This is a genomic window from Streptomyces sp. NBC_00464, from assembly GCF_036013915.1.
Lineage (GTDB): Bacteria > Actinomycetota > Actinomycetes > Streptomycetales > Streptomycetaceae > Streptomyces.
In genome coordinates this window covers 7,311,564-7,329,788 of sequence record NZ_CP107899.1, presented here as the reverse complement: position 1 = coordinate 7,329,788, position 18,225 = coordinate 7,311,564, and the positions used below count along the sequence as shown (strand labels likewise).

The window sequence follows — 18,225 nt, the reverse complement described above, 5'->3', positions numbered from 1 at the left end:
CCGGGCACGGATCGGGACGGCCTGGCCATGTCCCTTCTTACAGGACCGCTCGCAAAGTCCGCGCCCGAGTGGCTGTTGGCCATGGCAGTGGAGAGCGATCTCAGTCGCGAACCGCGCCCGCACACGACGTCCGAGCGCATGGACCTGACCCGCGTCGCTCTGTCGCACCAAGCCTGCCCGGAGGCATACAGGGCGCAGGTCCTGCAGAAGTGCCCTGAGCCGCGACTCGGTGCCCTTGGCCGGAGAGAGGGTGGCGCAGCACTCATCCACGCCGTCGTCGCTGAGCTCCGCCGGCGGTCGACATCGCGCCTGCCCATCGCCCCCGAGCTGCTAAAGGTTCCGACGCCCGCCCAGGTCGTTCTTGGTGAACACGGCCTGCACGAGGACGTGTTCGTCGCAGCCATCGACTGCCTACCGCTCGGGCCGGACAAGCTTGACGGCGAAGAAGACGTCGACGCGTGGATGGAGCGTCACCGCGCCGCATCCGACGCCTGGGAAAGCATGTGGGACGGCGTCCTACGGGTCCAGACCGAACATCACCGCCGCCTGCTGGAATGGTCCGCAACGCACCCCGCAGCCGACCGCGTGGTGCGTGAGCACCTGCTCGGATCCATACCGTGGCACGTAGAACCAGCCTTGTTGGAGGAAGTCGCGGCACACAACCTGGAGTCCTTCGAGCGTGCGGTCCTCGTCACCCGAATTTCCCGGTCCTGCCGGGACGGGCTGACGCCCACGCAGGCTCGGGAGCGCTACGCCGACGCGTTGGCGGCCGCGTCCCAGGACGAGCGCGACTACGTGGAACGATTCCTCGACGAGGAGATGCAGTCCGAGTCCATCCAGACCGTTCTTTGCCGCCTCGCCGTCGACTGGGTGGAGCGGGCAGGAAGTCAGACCTGGCGGTTCCTCCTCAACCCCGGAGAGGCCCGGCGTTACGGCCGGCCCCGAGAATGGCTGGCGTCCCAGGAGCTCGTCGCCGCCCTCGCCACGCGGTTCGCAACCATCTGCCTTTCTGCTCTGAACCTCTGGGAACCGGAACCCGCCTCGCGCTATCGGGTCGTGCGCGACCTCGGCTGGTTGCACGCACTCCTCGTCCATCTCCCCGAAGTCACGGAGGAGACGCGGCAGAGGGCGCGTCTTGTAGTTGAGGACACCAGGCGGTCTCTGGCTACCCGGTCCAGCGCATACGGCTACCCCTCCAACCATTCCGCGTGGGAAGAGAACCAACGGGCCGAGAAACTGATGGCCACCATCATGCCGCTCGTCACGGATCCCGTCCCTGCCCTGCCGGGCCGACGCACGGCCTCCCTCGGCGACCCTCAAAGCATCCGGTTCAGACAGCTTGCCGACGCCGACGAGGCCGTTCTCGTCGCGTACCTGGACCGGCACACGGGGAACGACGCGCTCGTCGAGGAGGCCCTGCTCTCCTTCGCCGCCCGCTCCTACCGAAAGTCCCTGGCCTTCGACGACGTACTGGCCCGCCACTCCGCCCCGCAGCACACTCTGCTCGACCTCACCCTGCACCTGCGCAGGCGCCTGGGCGGCGGTCCCGAACTGCGCGGAAGCTGGGCCGAGATCATGCTGGCCCGGCCCGAGTGCCCTCCGGAGCTGCTCCGGCTGCTGCCTGCCTGGTCAGCAGTCAAAGCACGCGGCCCGCGCTATGACACCACTCATCCTGCAGTCGCGGCCTACGTCTCCGAGGTGCTCGGCGACAGTGACGCGGCTTGGCAGCGGTTCGCAGCAAGCCCCATGTCGCACGCCGGCCCGGGCGCCTGGCATCGGCTGGGCGACCTCCTCGGCGCGGCGGTCGACGGAGTCGCGTGGCCGGCACCTCCGCCAGGACGCTGACGGCCTCCGTGTCGATCAGCCTCAGCCTCGTGGACCTACACCCGATCGCCGCGCCACGTGCGGAGAGGCGTCAATGGCAGGGTGCGGGCGGTTCGATCCCTGGGAGCCATCGGGGAGCCAACCCGCTTCCCGGGCCCCTTCGAAACCACCCGCGCCCGCGACACCCCGACGCTCTGAACAGGAAGAAGCGACTGCTGCATGATCAGGTCACACCTGACCTGGCTTGCTGAGAGGCGACCTGGAAGGATGTTGCAGTGCCCAAGCCGTATCCCAAGGAGTTCCGCGAGGACGTCTTGCGGGTCGCGCGTAACCGTGAGCCCGGCGTCACGCTGGAACAGATCGCCGCCGACTTCGGCGTCCACCCGATCACCCTGTCGAAGTGGCTGCGCCGCGCCGACACCGACCAGGACGCCGGGCCCGCACCGTGTCGGGCGAGTCGGCCGAGCTGCGCGAGGCCCGCAAGGCATCCGGCTCCCGGAGCAGGAGAATGAGGTCCTGCGCAGGGCTGGGGCGTACCTGTCGCAGGCGAACCTGCCGTCAAAATGATGTACCCGCTCGCCCGCGAGCTGGCCGCTGCCCCTCACAGGGTGCCGGCGGCGGTGACGTGCTGGGTACTCAAGATGGCCCGCCAGCCTTACTACCGGTGGCTGGCCGCACCGGTCACCGACACCGAACTCGCCGAGGCGTACCGGGCGAACGCCCTGTTCGACGCGCATCGCGACGACCCGGAGTTCGGCCACCGTTTCCTAGCCCACGAGGCCCGCGCGGCCGGTGAGCCGATGACCGAGCGGACCGCCTGGAAGATCAGCCGCGACAACCGCTGGTGGAGCGCGTTCCGCAAGCGCCGGGGCCGCGGGAAGAGCGTCAAGGCCGGCCCGCCGGTTTCGGCCCACGTAAGTTCTGAACGTCGAGCGTCGCGCTGCCGGTTGCACCAGGAGGCCATCGTGGATCATCTCTTCACCGTCATGGGCGAGGCGGCCACACCGGTCGCGCGCACCGGGTTGGCTACGGAAGGATTCCTTGAGAGGCAGCACTTGCAGGAGTGGGTGATCGCCCATCCGCAGGTGCTCGGGGAGTCGGTGCTCGTCGTTACAGCGGAGTACGACCGGTGGGCCGACACGGACGGCGTACCGGCGCGCGACCGGCTGGACGTCCTGGGACTGGACGCAACAGGGCGCCTCGTCGTGGTCGAGCTGAAGCGCGGAACGGCTGATCGGGACGTGCACCTCCAGGCGATCACCTACGCCGCCCTGGTGTCCCGGTTCGACCTCAGCACCCTGACCCAGGCGCACCGCGACTTCCTGTCGCGCAGGGGACAAAACCTCGACTTGGATGCATGCAAGCAGCGCCTGCTCGATCATGTGGACGGGGAGTGGAGCCCGGAGCTGCTCCAGCGCCCCCGACAGGTGATCATCGCCGCTGACTTCCCCAAGCAGGTCACCCACGCCGTGGTCTGGCTGTCGGAAATGAGCCTCGACATCGACCTCATTCAGGTGGGGCTGTGGAAGGTGGAGGGACACGTCGTCGCCGGCTTCACCAAGGTCTATCCGACCCCGGAGGTAGAGGAGTTCACGCTCGCACCTGCCCGAGTCGAAGGCGAGGCGGCAGCCAAGAAGCTGCAGGAACGCGCACGCTCACGCAACGCCGTCCACGTACTCGTCAGTGCTGGCCTGCTGCCCGAAGGCACCAAACTGCTCATGACACCGCGCCACGGCACTACGGAAGCCATCCGCAATGCCATCAACGCGTGGGTAGAAGAGAACAGCAACAGAGCAACCGCCATCTGGACCAACAACACTGCCCAGCCACTGATCTGGGACGCCGACGGCGCGTCCTACTCCCCCACCGGACTCGCCAACCACATCTTCACGAGCGTGACGAGCCGCACCGCCGACGGCATACAGGGCACAACATGGTGGGACGTCGACACCAGTCAGGTTCCCAGCGATGTCGACAGCGAAGAATGGGCAACCTTGGCAGGACTCAACCTCTCCGGGCTGGCCAAGCAACTCAACGGCACCCGCAAAGACTGGACGGAGCTGCACACCCTGCTGGGCGCAGTCCCTGCCGGACGATGGACCACCTACGGTGACGTGGCAGCAGTGATAGGCAGCCACGCCGTTCCGGTCGGAAGACACCTGAGTACCTGCGGCCAATGTCCCAGCCCCTGGCGTGTCTTGAATGCAGCAGGACGCGTCAGCAACGGCTTCCAGTGGGCGGACCATACCCGAACGGACACCCCCGCAGAAATCCTCGGAACCGAAGGAGTCCGCTTCAACGGGGCTGTCGCCGATGCGGACAAGCGCCTCGGCCCGGACGCCCTCCGGCAACTACTCGACATCTGAGAAGCGACCGCCTCCGGGGAGCACCGCGCGTACAACACGGCGCCGAACGGGTGCGCCATTAAGCGCTCGGCGCATGCACCGCTGTTGCCTGAGTTGGTGACCGTCGACTCCACCAAACTCCGTTAAGGCAACCCTGAGGCTAGCCGACCACGCCAACGAGCGACCGGTTGGGATTCTGACTCTCTGGGACGCCTCGCCAACCTGGCCTTCGTCACCCGCCAGACCAACAAGATGATCTCCTCCAGGTTGCCCGCCGAGTACATGGCGGGCATCGCGCCGGAGCGCCTGGCGGAACAGTGGATCCCCAGCGACCAAGAGCTGCGGGCCCTGGACCGATTCCCCGACTTCCTGGCCGCGCGCAGGAGCCTGCTGGCCAACGTTCTCAACGAGCTCCTGGGTCTGCCCGCCTACGACGGGAGGGCCGTCCGTCAGGACGCCGACGAGATGCCCGCCGACGAGACCGTGATAGCGGAGGATACTTCCGCGCCCGCGCTGGTCAAGGCAGACGTGCAGGCCTTGCGCACGGAGCAAGGCATCGAGCTGCACGCCGTCTACGAAGGCCGGCGCACCACCGCCTACTACGATCCGCCGTCCCACACCGTGACGATCCCCTCCGGCCCGGGCCGCGGTGTGTACGAATCCCCCAGCGGGGCGGCAGTGGCCATGGTTCGGGCCCTCAACCCGCACGTCAATCCGAACCGCAACGGGTGGTCGTTCTGGACCGTCACGACCACGGGGGCGCTCCTGCAAAGCATCCGGTGAAGAGCGGCAGCAACGGCCGTGTACGTTGTCTGCCGCCTGGCCACCGGTGAGGTGACGGTCATCGCGTTCGTCTGCGGGCGTGGGGCGGGCGCGGCATAGCCGTCGCCTCCGAACGGCTATGCCGTGCCTGTCCCGGCTACCTCTCTCCCCGCTCGTGAGGCTGACATGTCGGTTGGGCATGCGCTGGTGAACTGCAGCGCTCGGTAGCCGCAGGTCCTGCTACGGGAAAGCCGTCAACCGGCTACTACTTGACGAAAGCCGCCGCTGCAGAACCATTGGTCGTCAGCTAGCGCTTCATACAGGGCCAGCATCCAGGAGTTCTTGTAGTGGCGTGCACGGGAGCGTGCCTGCCCTTCCAAGTGCACACGGACGTCCCGTGCCCCGCCAGCCTGGAAGGCTTCCTCGATCGAAAGCTCGATGCCTGGCAGGTCGTCGGCGGCCTGGTCCTCGTACAGCCGACTGAGCCCGAAGGTGTCGAAGTGATGCTGGACGCGCATGGCGAGCTGTGCGCTCCATGCTGAAGGTGGATCAACATAGAACTCGATCTCCCAGTCGGCTGGGTGTCCAGTGGCTTTGCCCGATAGGCCCGGCCGTCAGCAGAGCGGGTTATGAGTCGCGCCCTCCGCCCACGGTCGTCGTCGATGCTGTCGAAGTAGGGGTGGAGGGTCTGTTCCTCATAGCACGTCGGTGCGTTGTCGTTCTTAGCGAAATTGCAGTCCGAGCAAATCGGCAGCAGGTTGCTCGGTACGACAGCGAGGTAGGGGAAGAGAGACTTGGGCATGTGGTGGTCGACCTGGCGTACGGCGCCGACACCGCAGCTGGGGCACTTGATCGCGCGGTTGAGGGTCTCTTCGTACACCGGTCGGCCAGGATGGTCTGGCCGCATCCGCTGTTTGTACATGGCGATCAGCGCCTTTTTGTGGTCCTTCTGAGCCGATAGGGGTGCAAAAGCGCCAGGATTCAGGTGGTGAACCGTGGCAGTGCGGCATGCCTGCTCGTAATCGCCAGCGGCGATCTCTACCCGCAGCTCGTAACTTTCGAGCAGGGTCTTCGTGGAGAGGCTGATCTCCTCGCTGGTGCACATGCGGAAGGCTTCGCGCGCGCTGGTCCGGGGCGGATCGAGTCGACGCATCAGCGTTCGCCTTCGCGGCGGCGGGTCGCGGAGCGGGCCAGCGCTCGCCCTTCGGCACCCAGTTGGTCATCGAACTCAGCGAGAATGTCCTCGAAGGACATGCCAGCCTCGGCGAGGGATTGGATCAGCCGGTTGAACCCTGTGCGGCGCACCTCCAATCCGAAGATCTCCCGGGTGATCACTCCGACGTTTTCCCCGAATGTCTCGATCTCAGGGTGGTCGACACGCAGGTCGTCGCCTGCCCTGCGTAGGGCCCAAACTGCCTCGCGTGGGGTCTCCTGGAGTACCACGGGCGAGTGGGTAGCGATGATAGCGATGCCGTTGCGGTCCCTCAGTAGTTCAGAGAGGGTTCGCACGAACGTCGAAAGCAACGGAGGGTGAAGATGCCCCTCAGGTTCGTCGATCAGGACGAGGGTGCGTTCGGTGGTGTGCTGCACCAGCCGCGCCAAAGTCAGCAAGACGATCTTGTGTCCTGAGCTAAGGCCGTCGAAGACCTGTTTGGGATCCGGCCGGTCCTCGGCATGCGCGAGCCGTGTGATTTCCAGGCCATGGAAGAGAGAATCAGTTTCTTCGAGCTTGGCCAGGACGTCGCCCCAGCGGCGAGCCTTCGCGGGGTTCTCCTCCACGCACTTCTGTATGCAGTCGGCGAACTCGCCTCCCTGAGCCGCGTAGCTCTTTACTTCCGCGCCACTGGCAGTCTTCAGGCCGACGTACTGGTAACCGACGCCGGGACGGGCCCGGTTGGCTGCGTTGCTGACCTTGTGCGGCCTTTGAGATTCGAAGGCACTGAACGACACGTACACAACGTTGGTGAAGGGTTGCTCACGGTAGGCGAGTCGGTCCTCCAGCACACTGTGATGCCGCCTGCTGTGCGGGGTCGGGGTGGTCTGGGCGATGTCGTGGAGCAGGCGTGTCTTCCCACGCCGTTGCTTCCGATGACCGTATGTATGTTGCTGGGCGGGTTCTTGTCGGGATCGACCGTCAGGTCGAGCGTGAGAGCAGGCTCGCCCTCAAACACCGACTCCTGTCGGTAAACGAACGTGAAAGCGCGAGAGGGTGGGCCCGCCGTGGGCGATCCGGTGGTACTGCGTGCGTACCGTGTCGGCATCGGTGCCCCGCAGTAGCGAGTCCTCCATGACACGTTCGTTGCGCGCTCGTTCGAAGAGGTCATCGTCGTAGGCGGTGTCGCCCAGGGCGGAGAAGATGCCCAGGCGCGTTTCGTCATCGAACTCGTCACGAAGTGTGGCGTAGTAGCTCTCATCGCTCCCAAGAGAGAAGAAGTTCGAGCCGAGGGCGTCGAAGCTGCGGGGCAGGGGGTCCGGCCGCCCTGCACACCAAAGAAGCCGATTTTCACCAAGCCGACATCGACGACCGCGGGTACCGTTGTTGCAGCGCAGACGAAAAAGCGTTTTGAACCCGTAGTCGTCCCAGTTGTCGTCTCCGAGCCAGGCTATGCCGGGACGTGTGCGCGCTGATTCCCGCGCGTTGGGCGCCGTATTGAAGTGCACCGCGTCACATTACCGGACGCCTTCCGGCACACGAGCGGGTACCTGCAACCTGCCCAGGCCAATCTGTGTAGTGCCCTGGTTGCCCTGCGGCGTATCACCACGGGACGATCGAGCCTCCGGTCAGCGTGCACCTGACTGTCCCCGGGCTGCCGCCCCTCAGCGGCGAGTGACGCCTCCCCTGAGTGCCGGAGGTGAGGGGTGCACCACTGCTCGTCGCAACCACCGGCGAAGTAGCCTTCCGCTGGGTAGAGTTCGGGGCCAGCGGTCCACGACGTCGGGTGGTGGGGTGGGAAGGCAATTCTTCATCGCCTTGGGGAGCGGCAAGTACTGCCACCTTCCGAAGGAAGAGCAGCTGGCCTCCGTGCCCGGGGACGTACGGGCGACGACCGAGCTGTTCCAAGCGTTCGGCTACACCGCTGTGCTACCGGGCCTTGGGGACTACGAAAGCGCCGATCAGATACGGCGGAAACTGACCCATTGGTCGTCCGATGCCGATCTGACGGCCGACGACGTCGTCGTCGTCTACTTCGCGGGACACGGATCCGTTGAGGAACGCGACCGCCACTATCTGCTCTGCTGGGACTCTCAGGAGGACGACCTCGTCTCCAGCGCTTTGGCCACCGAAGACCTCGTACGCATCCTCTGTCGCGGCGAGCTACGTCACCTGTTGCTGATCCTCGACACCTGCTCGGCCGGAGCAGGCAGCGCGGACGCCGCCGCGGTCGCGCTTCAGACAATCGCCTATCGGAGCACCTCCGGCCGTGCCTCGACCGGCCTGTGGTTCCTGGGCTCGGCCCGGCACAAGGACATCGCGGAGGACGGCAAGTTCGTCACGGCCCTGATCGAGGCCGTCGAAACCACCGCCGGCAGGACCGGCCAACGCCAGCAGTACCTGGATCTCACCGAACTCGTCAAAGCGGTCAACGAACAGTTCGACGCCCAAGGCCGCGGCCAACGAGCTGAGTTGGCCAGTGGACTGGTGACCGGCCTCGCGCCTTTCCTGGCTAACTCGAATTATCGGGAGGAGCTTCCTCCCCTGGGCACCGATCTGCAGGTCCAACGACGCGTGGCGGAGCGGGATCTGGACGAGCACTTCGGCCCCCGGTCGCGGGGTGTGGAGTTCGAGTCCGAGCAGGGCCTGTACTTCAGCGGCCGGATTCGGGTGCTGTCCGAACTCGTGGACTGGCTCACCTCGCCCCAGGGCGACGGTCACGGAAGAGTGGTCACCGGTAGCCCGGGATGCGGAAAGTCGGCGGTGCTCGGACGGATCGTCGCCCTTTCGGACCTCGGATACCGGGCTCGTCTTGACCTCTCTGATGTCGACGCCTCGACCGTGCTTCCCGCCGGGTGCGTCTCGGCCGCGGTCCACGCGCGGCACAAACGGCTGGAGGAGGTGGTCGAACGCATCGCCACCGCGCTGGACACCCGTACCGACGGCCCCGCCGCTCTGCTGCAGGAGCTCACCCGGCGCGGGCGTCAGGGAGCACCCATCGTCGTTGTGGTCGATGCCGTCGACGAAGCAGGTTCGGACACCGCCGCGGACGCCGGCGGCCACGGGGAGCCCCGCCGGATCACGCGCGAGTTACTGCGCCCCATGTCGGAGATTCCCGGCGTGAGGCTGCTCGTGGGGGCTCGCCATGAACTCGTGGGCCCGCTGGGCCGCACGTTCACGGTGATGGACCTGGATCGGGACGGCTACCGGGCCACGCAGGAGGATGTGTCCGGGTACGTCGCACGGGTGCTGCTAGCCGGCGACGAACCCGAGATTCCGACGCCCTACCGAGGCCAGGCCGACCGTGCACGTACGGTCGCCGACGCGGTCGCGGCGAAGGCGGCCGGCGTCTACCTCTACGCGAGGACGACGGCCCGCACCCTGCGCTCCGACTGCTCTCCCGTCGACACCAACCGCGCAGGCTGGGCCGAGGACCTGCCCAGCGAGGTCGGTGAAGCCTTCGACGACTATCTGGCCCGCTTCGGTCCGGACGAGGCCCGGGTGCGACGGATGCTGCTCGCGCTGGCCTTTTCGGAGGGCAAGGGGCTGCCCAGGGGCCACGTGTGGACCACGCTCAGTTCGGTGGTCTCGGGCGTTGTCTGCTCCGAGGAGGATGTCACCTGGGCGCTGGACGTGGCGGAGGCGTACATCGCCGAAGTCATCGACGACGACCAACGATCCGCGTACCGCCTCTACCACAAGGCGCTCGCCGAGCATCTTCGAGCCACTGCGGGCCGGGCAGCGGATCAGGTACAGAGGTCGATCGTGCGGGCCCTGCGCTCGCTCGTCGCAAAGCCGGTCGACGGCCCACCGGACTGGTTCGGCGCCGCCGGGTACGTCCGACGGCATCTGGCCACGCACGCGGCCGCCGGTGGCGTTCTGACCGACCTGATCGAGGATCCCGGGTTCCTCCTGGCCAGTGATCCGCGCGCGCTCCTCACTGCCTTCTCCTCCATCGAGGGCGACACTGCCCGGCGTATCCGCAGCACATACGAACACGTGGCACATCGGCTGACCCACGATCGCCCGCTCGGAGACCGTGCTGCGGACCTACAGCTCTCGGCCCGCCGGTGCGAGGCCGATCTGCTGGCCGATCACATCGAGGACCTCTCCTTGGCGCGTCCATGGGCCGCGCATTGGGCCTGGTGGTCGACGAGCGGCGTCCACCGGCTGCTGGCCGGTCACACCCGCACCGTGAGCTGCGTCGCGGTCGGAGCACTGGATGGCCGTCCGATCACGGTCACGGGCAGTGTGGACGGCACAGCGAGGATCTGGGACCTGACGGCCCAGCAGCAGATCGGCGACCCTCTGTCCGTCGGTATCGCCGTGAGTTCCGTTGCCATCGGTGACCTCGATGACTACACGGTGGCTCTGACCGGTGGTGATGACGGCACGGTCAGGGTCTGGGACCTCTCGGCAGGCCAGGAATACGGCGAACCGCTGCGGGGGCACACCAACCGCGTGGCGAGCATCGCGGTGGGAGCCCTCGACGGACGCCCCGTCGTACTGACCGCCAGCTCCGACGGCACGGCTCGGTTGTGGGACCTGCAGAACCGGTGCCAGCTGGGGAGCGAATTGACCGAGCACCGTCGCTCCGTCCTCGCCGCATGTTTCGGCGAACTCGACGGACGGCCGATCGCCGTCACCGGCGGGGACGACAAAGCGGTGTACGTCTGGGACTTGTCCGAGGCGGTCGACGGCGGGAGCGCCCGCCTGGACGGCAGTCCCCTCATCGGCACGGCGATGGGCGTATCTGCGGTGTGCGTGACCGAAGTCGACGGCCGGACCATCGCTCTGGTCGGTGACCAGGCGGGCATGCTGAGCCGTTGGGACCTGCACGATCGCCGTCAGGTCGGGGAGCCTGTCAGCGCACATGTCTACTACAGCCGGAGCGGAGTGACCTCGGCGGCCGCCGGCCATTTCGGAGGTCGACCCGTGGCGGTGACAAGCGGACGCATGGAAGCCCGGGTTTGGGATGTCCGCACCTTGCAGCAACTCGGCCCTCCTCTGCGTGGCCACGTCCAGGACATCACCGCAGCGGCAATGTTCGACCAGGGCGACATCGCCCTCACCGTGACGGTGAGCGAGGACCGGACGGCACGAATCTGGGACCTCGCGGCGGACCAGCCCGCGGAAGGCCATGCCCGACCCGTGCTGACCGCGGCCTACCACTCGTACCGGAGTCGGGACCTCGCCGTCACGGGGAGCGAAGACGGATCGGCCCGCCTGTGGGACATGGCCACCGGCCAGGAATGTGCTTCACCCCTGAAGGGCCACACCGGCCAGGTCCTGGCCGTTGCCGTCGCAGAGGTGGGAGGCTCACTGGTCGTAGCCACAGGCGGATCCGACACCACCGTGCGCATGTGGGAGCCACTGCGCGCGGGTGCTTCGGTCAGCCCCCTGATCGGTCACACCAATGCCGTTCGCTGCGCCGTCTTCGGTGAAGTCGAAGGACGGCCGATTCTGCTCACCGGAAGCGATGACGGAACGGTGCGCCTCTGGGACGCACGCGACGGCACCGAGCTCTGCCCACCGCTGACCGGCCATATCGGAGACATCCGGCACCTGTCGGTCCGACGGAGCAGACGAACACTTGAGGTTGTCCTGTGTACCTCCTTGAACCACGGATACCTCTGGCGCATCGAGCCCGGTCCAAGCCACCTGACCGCAACGCTCCATTCCCATTTTGACGCGTCCACTCTCACCCCCGCCGCCCGGACCGTAGGAGTCGGGTTCCACCAGGGGCGGCCTGTCGTCATCGTGATCCTTGATGGAAACGCGGTCCACGCCCGGGACGTGGAGACATCCGCCGTCATAGGAGGCCCCTATTTCGGCCACACCGGTTTCGTCGCGGCAGCCACACTCGGCTGCATCGGCAGCAGGACGGTCATGGCAACGACCTCGTGGGACAACACGTTTCGCGTCTGGGACCTGATGTCCGGCATCGAAGAGGGTCCGGCGCTGGCGAGCTGCAACAACCTGACCTCGGGCTCGCACACTCCGCCCGTCTTCGGGCGGATCGGGAACGTTCCGGTAATGATCGGCGTCGGCTCGCTCCAGGTCCGCCTGTGGAAATTGAGCACCATGCAACCGCTGGGTGAGCCCCTGTACGGCCTCGAACAACACCTGCTTTCGGCCGACATCGCCCGCACTGCCGACGGTCGTGCCGTGGTCGTGACAGGCAGTCTCGACGGCGCTGTGCGTGTCCACGATCTGGAGACCGGTCGGCAGGCCGCCAGCCATCTGACCTCAGGGGCGCCCTCCATCTACCACGCTGTCACGGAGCCCATTGACGATGACGCGATCGTGGTTCGCAGCAGCTGGACCGATGTCGAGGTCTGGGGTCTCGGCGCACGTCACAGGTTGGCACGCCGGGCCGGCTATTCACAGCTCGCGTGCACCAGCGTCCTGGAGGGGCGCCCCGTCGTGATCTCCGTTGCCGGGGACTACACCCTTCACGCCTGGGATCTCGATACGGAAGCTCTCGTCTGCCCGCCCATGTCGGGGCACACGGCCATGGTAAGCGCACTGCGGGCCGGGCGGGTGGGCACCGTGCCGATAGTGGCCAGCGCCTCGTACGACGGAACCGTGCGTGTGTGGGATCTCCGGACCGGCCGCTCTCATGGGGAGGTCAGAACCGGCTATGAGATGGGGGCGACCGCACTGGATCTGGCAGTGATCGGCGGGCGCGACCACCTAGTGACCGGAGCCGGTGACGGCCGGGTCTGTATGGTGCCGTTGGACGGCTACTCGCCCTCCGGCACCGAACTGGACCGGTTCCCGGCTGCGGTGCGACGCGTACGCGTGGCGAACGTGGACGGCACTCCTACGCTCGTAGCCGCCGACGGGTACGGCTTGGTCCGCGTCTGGGACCTCGAAGCAGTCGCCCTCCAGGCGGAGATCAACGTCGGCAGCGGGATCAACGGTGTCGCCGTCGACGAGGCAGGCCGGGTCTGCGTGGCGACCGACATGGGGCTGGTGGCGCTCCGCCTGACCCCCTCAGCCCACAAGGAACAGGGGGATTCCAGATGACCCATGTCGTCCTCGTCCACGGGATCGCGCAGCAGCTGAAAGGGCCCGAGACGATCGCCGAAGCATGGCTTCCGTCCCTGAACGACGGCCTCACCCTCTCAGGTGCCGGCACACTGCCGCGCGACGACGTCTCTGCCGCCTTCTACGGTGACCTGTTCCGCCGACCTGGTCACCGCGGCCTGGGCGAGCCGCCGCTCGACGCGTCCGACGTGGAACCCGGACTCGAGCACGAGCTGCTCCTGTCGTGGTGGAAGGCAGCCGCAGACGCCGAGAGCCGTGTACCCGGAATGGATGCCACTGGCCGGCTACGTACCCCCCGCATCGTCCAGCGAGCGCTCAACGCACTCAGCCACTCGACCTTCTTCGCCGGCCTCGCCGAGGGCGCGATGATCGGCAGCGCCCGCCAGGTCCGACGCTACTTCACCGAGCCACAGGTCCGGGGGGCGGCAGGAGAGCGTCTGGCTCGCGCGGTGACCGGCAAGACGACGGTGATCGTCGCCCATTCCCTGGGCAGCGTCGTCGCCTACGAGACGCTGTGTGCCCACCCGCAGTGGCAGGACCTCACGCTGATCACTCTCGGGTCACCCCTGGCCGTACGCGGCCTCGTTTTCGATCGACTTCGACCCACCCCTCACGGGGGAACGGCCCGTTGGCCAGTGCCCGTGAAGCGTTGGATCAACATCGCCGATCACGGAGATGCCGTGGCTCTGATCAAAAGGCTCGCACCTTCATTCGGAACACGCATCCAGGACCAGACCGTCAACAACGGCGCGCATGCCCACGACGTTCGCCCCTACCTGACCGCGCGCGAAACCGGATTCGCTCTGGCAGAAGCGCTCGGCTGAGCCGCTCGGCCCAGCACGGCGGACCGGGGTAACCGGATCGATCAAGCAGTAGTTGTCAGGCCATCTCGAACCGACGAAATGATCTCTTCCTGAGGCCCTCCCCATAGTTGGTGAGATGCAACGATCCTGACGCAGCGGCGCCCGGTGGTGACAGACCCGACCTGGTCACCCTGGTCAAGACCGCGAAACGGCCTCTACCAGCAACGCTGGCGAAGGCGGCCGCCGCAGAGGAGACCACTGCTCTGCTGGACGAGGTGGGCGCGCTCGACTTCCGCGAGCTCTCGGCCGACGATGTCGTCGGCTGACTCGCGGCCCTGGAAGCGTTGACCCACCGGCATGGCTGCCTCTCCGGAGCCCCCGGCACACGGGCTCACTCCTGCCGAGCTGGACCGAGTGCTGAACGCCACCGGGGCACGAAGTCCAGCGACTGACTGCGGACCGTTTCTGAGACGTTGAAGGGCGCAGCCCTTCAGGCCGAACTGCTCGAAGTGTGCCCGGTGTGCGCCAAGACCGGCTCTCGGCACCAGACCGTGTTCGAGCCCCGCAAAGGCGGCCTGTTCGCAGCACTCTGCTCCGCATGCCGCACCCGGTGGAAGCTGCACCGCTGCCAATCGCCTGGCCGCAGGTGCTGCACTCTGGGCAGACGAACGTGCCGGTGCCCTGCGATGCCCTGCAGGGGACTGCCAGGAAGGCGCCACCGAGACGGCGATCGAGATCGGACTCAAAACTCGGGTAGCGGCGGAGCCATCCGGTTCCGGTAGCGGGAAGGTCTGTTTACGGGCCAGGCCGGAACTGAAGAGTGCGGTTCGTTCGGCACCACGGATGTCACCGAGCTTCGCGCGGTGACATCCTCCCCAGGTGTGCGTCACCGCGCAGCACCGCTCGCCCTGCCCAGAGCTGGGCCGCTCTCACTTGGTGCGGCCGGACATCACTCCTACAGTGACGGCAGACGCAGCCTTACCCGAGGAACGACAGCCGCACCTGCCGGTGGGCATTGTCGACGTTCGTGTCCACCAACCTCCGCTAGGACAACCCTGCAGCCGCCTGCGCGGGCTGTCAAAGGCACACCAGGGCGATCCGGTGATCTGTGGCAACCATGCGGAGGGCACCGGTGCCGCCAGGATGTACGCCAGATTCCTGCCGAACACGTCCCCGCGGCGCCGGCCGCCTGGCAGCAGCGTGTCATTGAGGTAGCCGACGGCGCCCCCGGTGCGACTGGCGGGAGAAGAAGACGGAGGCCGGGAATGGTTCACCGCTCCTGGCGGGGTTGGCCGCCTTGGTCCGCTTCGCTGCCCCCGTGCCCCGAGTCGGGGACGTCACCCGAGAGCCCCGCACCAGGCGCGCTGTTCGCCGCACACGACCCTCCGTTCACCCGTTCAGGGCTACAAGCGCGGCGGACGTCACAGCGATAAGCGTGAGGGTGGCGGCGAACGCGGTCGCCGCGCGGGTGACGGCGGCGGGGTAGGAGCACTGATCGCGGCGTGCGAGGTAGCCGGCACCGGCTGCCACGAGGACGGCGGCGAAGACGGACAGGGCGAGGCCGAGCAGGATCATAGCGGCGCGGTCGGACATAGTAACGAGCTCCTTGGAAACAGCAGTTGATGTCGTCATGCCGAATCTCGCGGAACTGCTGTTCAGCGTGGTTCGCGTGAACAGAAATAGACTTCGGTGAACACATGCCAGGCTCAGAGGGAGTGAGATGTCTCGAGACGGAGCGGCCCCGAGCCCTGCCGATGCCCTCGAGGAATTGCGCAGGGAGTTGAGGGACGCGCTCGCCCGGACCGGGTGGACACAAGAGACACTCGGGCACTTTGCCGACCTCAAACGAACAACCGTCAACCAAGCCCTCAGCTCGAAGGTAGCCAAGCCCCCGTCCCGGAGGACGGTCACAAGGCTGATGAAGGCCCTCAAGCTCCAGGACAAGAAGGACTACTTGCTGGGTCTGCACACGGCTGCCGAAGCCCCGAGTTCCAGAAACCTCACGGCCGAAGCACCCGCGCCGCTCGGCCTGTCCATCGCGGAACTGGACGACGCCTTCGCGGTGGAGCATCTGGAGGTCCACCGCAGCATCGACCCGGGTCAGCCGACCCTGAGCGCGCTCACCCCGTACATCAGCCGTGGCCACGACGTCTGGCTCGCCGACAATGCCTTGAAGGCGCAGACCTCAAGTCGCATGGCGGTGCTGGTCGGGGACTCGTCGACGGGCAAGACCCGAGCCCTGCATGCACTTTTGAAGCGCAAGCAGTTCGCCGAGTGGCGACTGCGGCAGCCCTACGACTCAGAGGGATTCCTCGCGGTGTATCACCGGGGCGAGATCGAGCCTCGGACGGTGCTGTGGATGAACGAGTCCCAGCGCTTTCTGGATGGTCCACGAGGAGAGGAAACCGCACGTGCGCTTCTGGCCCTACTGGCTGACCAGACAGTCAAGCCCGTGCTCATACTCGGGACCTTGTGGCGCGAAATCCACGCCACTCTGACGGTGCGGCCGGTACGCGAGGGGCTCGATCCCCATGCGCATGCGCGCAGCGTCCTGGACGGTCGCTGTCGCGAGGTGCCCGAGAAGTTCGACGACGACGACATGGCGCAACTGGCCCGGCTCGCGCAAGAGGACCGGCGCCTAGCCCTCGCTATGGAGCACGGGGGACGACAGATCCCCCAGTTCCTCGCCGGCGCCCAGGAACTCGTACGGCGTTTCGAGACCGCGCCGACCGGCGCCAAAGCGGTGATCCGGGCGGCCATGGACGCACGGCGTCTCGGGCATGGCCTGCTGATCGGCGATGCGTTCCTGCGAGCCGCTGCTCCCGGCTATCTCACCGATCAGCAGTGGCAGTTACTGGGTGAGAATTGGTTCGAGGAAGCACTCCAGTACGCAGGGAAGGAGTGCAAGGGAGTCCCCGGCCCCCTCACGCCTCACAAGCCCCGCCCCGGGGAGGCATCGCCGTCGGGCGCGGTCTACCGGCTCGCCGACTACCTGGAGCAGTATGCCCGGGACACCTTCCGCTACGACATGGCTCCGACCGGTTTCTGGACCGCCGCTGTGCACACCGTGACCAGTCCGCCCGATCTCGTCGCACTCGCCGGCTCTGCCGAAGCCCGGCTCCTTCTGGGCCACTCGGCACGGCTCTACCGTGCCGCTGCGCAGGCCGGGCTGCCTCACGGCTGGGTCCACCTCGGCAAACTGCACGCACGAGCGGGCGACTCCGACGGGGCCACCCACTTCTTCCAGACCGCAGCCGATACCGGGGAGTTCCGCGGTCACCTGGAACTGGCCCATATGCACACGAAGGCCGGAGACACCTCCACGGCTCTGCGCCTCTACCAAGCCGCGGCACGGATCGCGGCGGCCACTGCCGATCCCTCCGAAGCCGACCTTCTCGTGATGACTCTGGCTGATCCCCTCGCCAGGGCGGGAGACTTCGAGGGAGCGGAGGAGCTGTGCCGTGCCTTGATCGCCCTCGGCGGTGACCACCAATGGCTGTGGTCCTATGCGGCGAGACTGCGCCTGAGTGCCGGAGACCGGGAGGGGGCCGAACCACACGCGCGGGAAGCGGCTCGCAGGGGTGACGGCAACGCGATGCTCAAGCTCGTCGACGAATGGCGGTCGGCCGGAGACGCGGCCCGAGCTGATCGTCTGTACGACGAGGTGATCGACCTCAGTACCCCGTTGAATCTGGGGGAATTGGCTTCCTCGCTCGAGAAGGAGAGCCCGGGGCAGGCTGAACACCTGTATCGCATCATCGACGAGCGAGAGGGCAACGGTGCCACAGCCTTGTGGATCAGAGCTGTCCGCCTCCTTGAAGCCGGGGACCGCTCCGAGGCCGAACGGCTCTTCCATGCCTCGGTCGACGCCGGGGACCCAGCTGGGCTGTACAGCCTGGGCAGCTTGCGCCTGGACGCCGAGGACTGGGGCGGAGCCGAGCAGTACGCGTTGCGTGCCATCGCCGAGGCGGGCAGCATTCTGCTCCTGAACGAACTGGACCTGGCGTACCGCGACACCGGTCAGACTGACCGACTCCGCGCGCTGTACCAGCAACTCATCGAGGCTGGTCACTCCGAGGCTCTCACGGGCCTCGTCCGGCTATTGGACGAGGCCGGTGAACATGCCAAAGCCGACCGCCTCGCGTTCAGATCGATCGCCGCGGGTGAATCGGTAGTGCTCTGGATGCTGAGCCGACCCGACAACCCGCGCCACCAACGGTTGCTCCAGTACGGACTTGAGCCCGACGGCAGTATCGCCGACCCGTGGTGGTGAGAAGTCCTCACC

At 66.9% G+C, this 18,225-nt stretch carries 12 protein-coding genes; 8 read left to right on the top strand and 4 right to left on the bottom strand.

The annotated features are described in order from the left end of the window. Positions 1-387 precede the first annotated feature (387 nt). The 4 genes from OG912_RS33105 to OG912_RS33090 all read left to right on the top strand — a co-directional run bounded on the left by OG912_RS33105 (position 388) and on the right by OG912_RS33090 (position 4,952). Complete coding sequence (locus tag OG912_RS33105; RefSeq protein WP_327712490.1) at positions 388-1,845, top strand: hypothetical protein; 1,458 nt, start codon at positions 388-390, stop codon at positions 1,843-1,845. A gap of 254 nt (positions 1,846-2,099) precedes the next feature. Then, positions 2,100-2,336 carry a transposase gene (locus OG912_RS33100; RefSeq protein WP_307128255.1) on the top strand — a complete coding sequence of 79 codons (237 nt, stop codon included), beginning with the start codon at positions 2,100-2,102 and terminating at the stop codon, positions 2,334-2,336. A 51-nt stretch (positions 2,337-2,387) separates the two neighbouring features. Next, entirely contained in the window at positions 2,388-4,190 is a 1,803-nt protein-coding gene (locus OG912_RS33095) for a DNA-binding protein (protein WP_327712489.1), read from the top strand. Positions 4,191-4,421: 231 nt separating this feature from the next. Further along, positions 4,422-4,952, top strand: coding sequence for a hypothetical protein (locus tag OG912_RS33090; protein WP_327712488.1), 531 nt, complete (start codon positions 4,422-4,424; stop codon positions 4,950-4,952). A gap of 233 nt (positions 4,953-5,185) precedes the next feature. Here the strand turns inward: OG912_RS33090 and OG912_RS33085 are convergent, their stop codons facing one another. From OG912_RS33085 to OG912_RS33075, 3 genes are all read right to left on the bottom strand, one after another. Then, a complete protein-coding gene (locus OG912_RS33085; RefSeq protein WP_327712487.1) occupies positions 5,186-5,449 on the bottom strand; it encodes a hypothetical protein in 264 nt (87 codons plus the stop codon). 634 nt (positions 5,450-6,083) lie between these two features. Then, the gene (locus OG912_RS33080) at positions 6,084-6,881 is read right to left on the bottom strand and encodes an AAA family ATPase (protein ID WP_327712486.1); all 798 of its coding nucleotides are present in this window, start codon (positions 6,879-6,881) and stop codon (positions 6,084-6,086) included. A gap of 213 nt (positions 6,882-7,094) precedes the next feature. After that, positions 7,095-7,592, bottom strand: a complete 498-nt coding sequence (locus tag OG912_RS33075; protein WP_327712485.1) for a hypothetical protein — start codon at positions 7,590-7,592, stop codon at positions 7,095-7,097. Between the two features lie 286 nt (positions 7,593-7,878). Here OG912_RS33075 and OG912_RS33070 point away from each other — a divergent pair, with 286 nt between their 5' ends. The 3 genes from OG912_RS33070 (at position 7,879) to OG912_RS33060 (ending at position 14,266) form a co-directional block, all read left to right on the top strand. After that, positions 7,879-13,116, top strand: coding sequence for a caspase family protein (locus OG912_RS33070; RefSeq protein WP_327712484.1), 5,238 nt, complete (start codon positions 7,879-7,881; stop codon positions 13,114-13,116). Continuing rightward, on the top strand, positions 13,113-13,961 hold the full coding sequence (locus OG912_RS33065) for a hypothetical protein (protein WP_327712483.1): 849 nt from the start codon (positions 13,113-13,115) through the stop codon (positions 13,959-13,961). Before OG912_RS33070 ends, OG912_RS33065 begins: the two co-directional genes overlap by 4 nt. Positions 13,962-14,071: 110 nt before the next feature. Beyond that, entirely contained in the window at positions 14,072-14,266 is a 195-nt protein-coding gene (locus tag OG912_RS33060; RefSeq protein ID WP_327712481.1) for a hypothetical protein, read from the top strand. Positions 14,267-15,329: 1,063 nt separating this feature from the next. Here OG912_RS33060 and OG912_RS33055 read toward each other — a convergent pair. Next, positions 15,330-15,533: a hypothetical protein gene (locus OG912_RS33055; protein ID WP_050357627.1), complete on the bottom strand. Its 204-nt coding sequence runs from the start codon at positions 15,531-15,533 to the stop codon at positions 15,330-15,332. A gap of 325 nt (positions 15,534-15,858) precedes the next feature. Between OG912_RS33055 and OG912_RS33050 the strand changes: the two genes are divergently transcribed. Continuing rightward, a complete protein-coding gene (locus OG912_RS33050; protein ID WP_327712480.1) occupies positions 15,859-18,213 on the top strand; it encodes a tetratricopeptide repeat protein in 2,355 nt (784 codons plus the stop codon). The last annotated feature ends 12 nt before the right edge of the window (positions 18,214-18,225 follow it).

Bases quoted from the DNA above. Each gene is read 5' to 3' on its own strand.
- OG912_RS33055 (WP_050357627.1), bottom strand. From the start codon at position 15,533: ATGTCCGACCGCGCCGCTATGATCCTGCTCGGCCTCGCCCTGTCCGTC.
- OG912_RS33065 (WP_327712483.1), top strand. From the start codon at position 13,113: ATGACCCATGTCGTCCTCGTCCACGGGATCGCGCAGCAGCTGAAAGGG.
- OG912_RS33050 (WP_327712480.1), top strand. From the start codon at position 15,859: ATGAAGGCCCTCAAGCTCCAGGACAAGAAGGACTACTTGCTGGGTCTG.
- OG912_RS33090 (WP_327712488.1), top strand. From the start codon at position 4,422: ATGATCTCCTCCAGGTTGCCCGCCGAGTACATGGCGGGCATCGCGCCG.
- OG912_RS33095 (WP_327712489.1), top strand. From the start codon at position 2,388: ATGATGTACCCGCTCGCCCGCGAGCTGGCCGCTGCCCCTCACAGGGTG.
- OG912_RS33085 (WP_327712487.1), bottom strand. From the start codon at position 5,449: ATGCGCGTCCAGCATCACTTCGACACCTTCGGGCTCAGTCGGCTGTAC.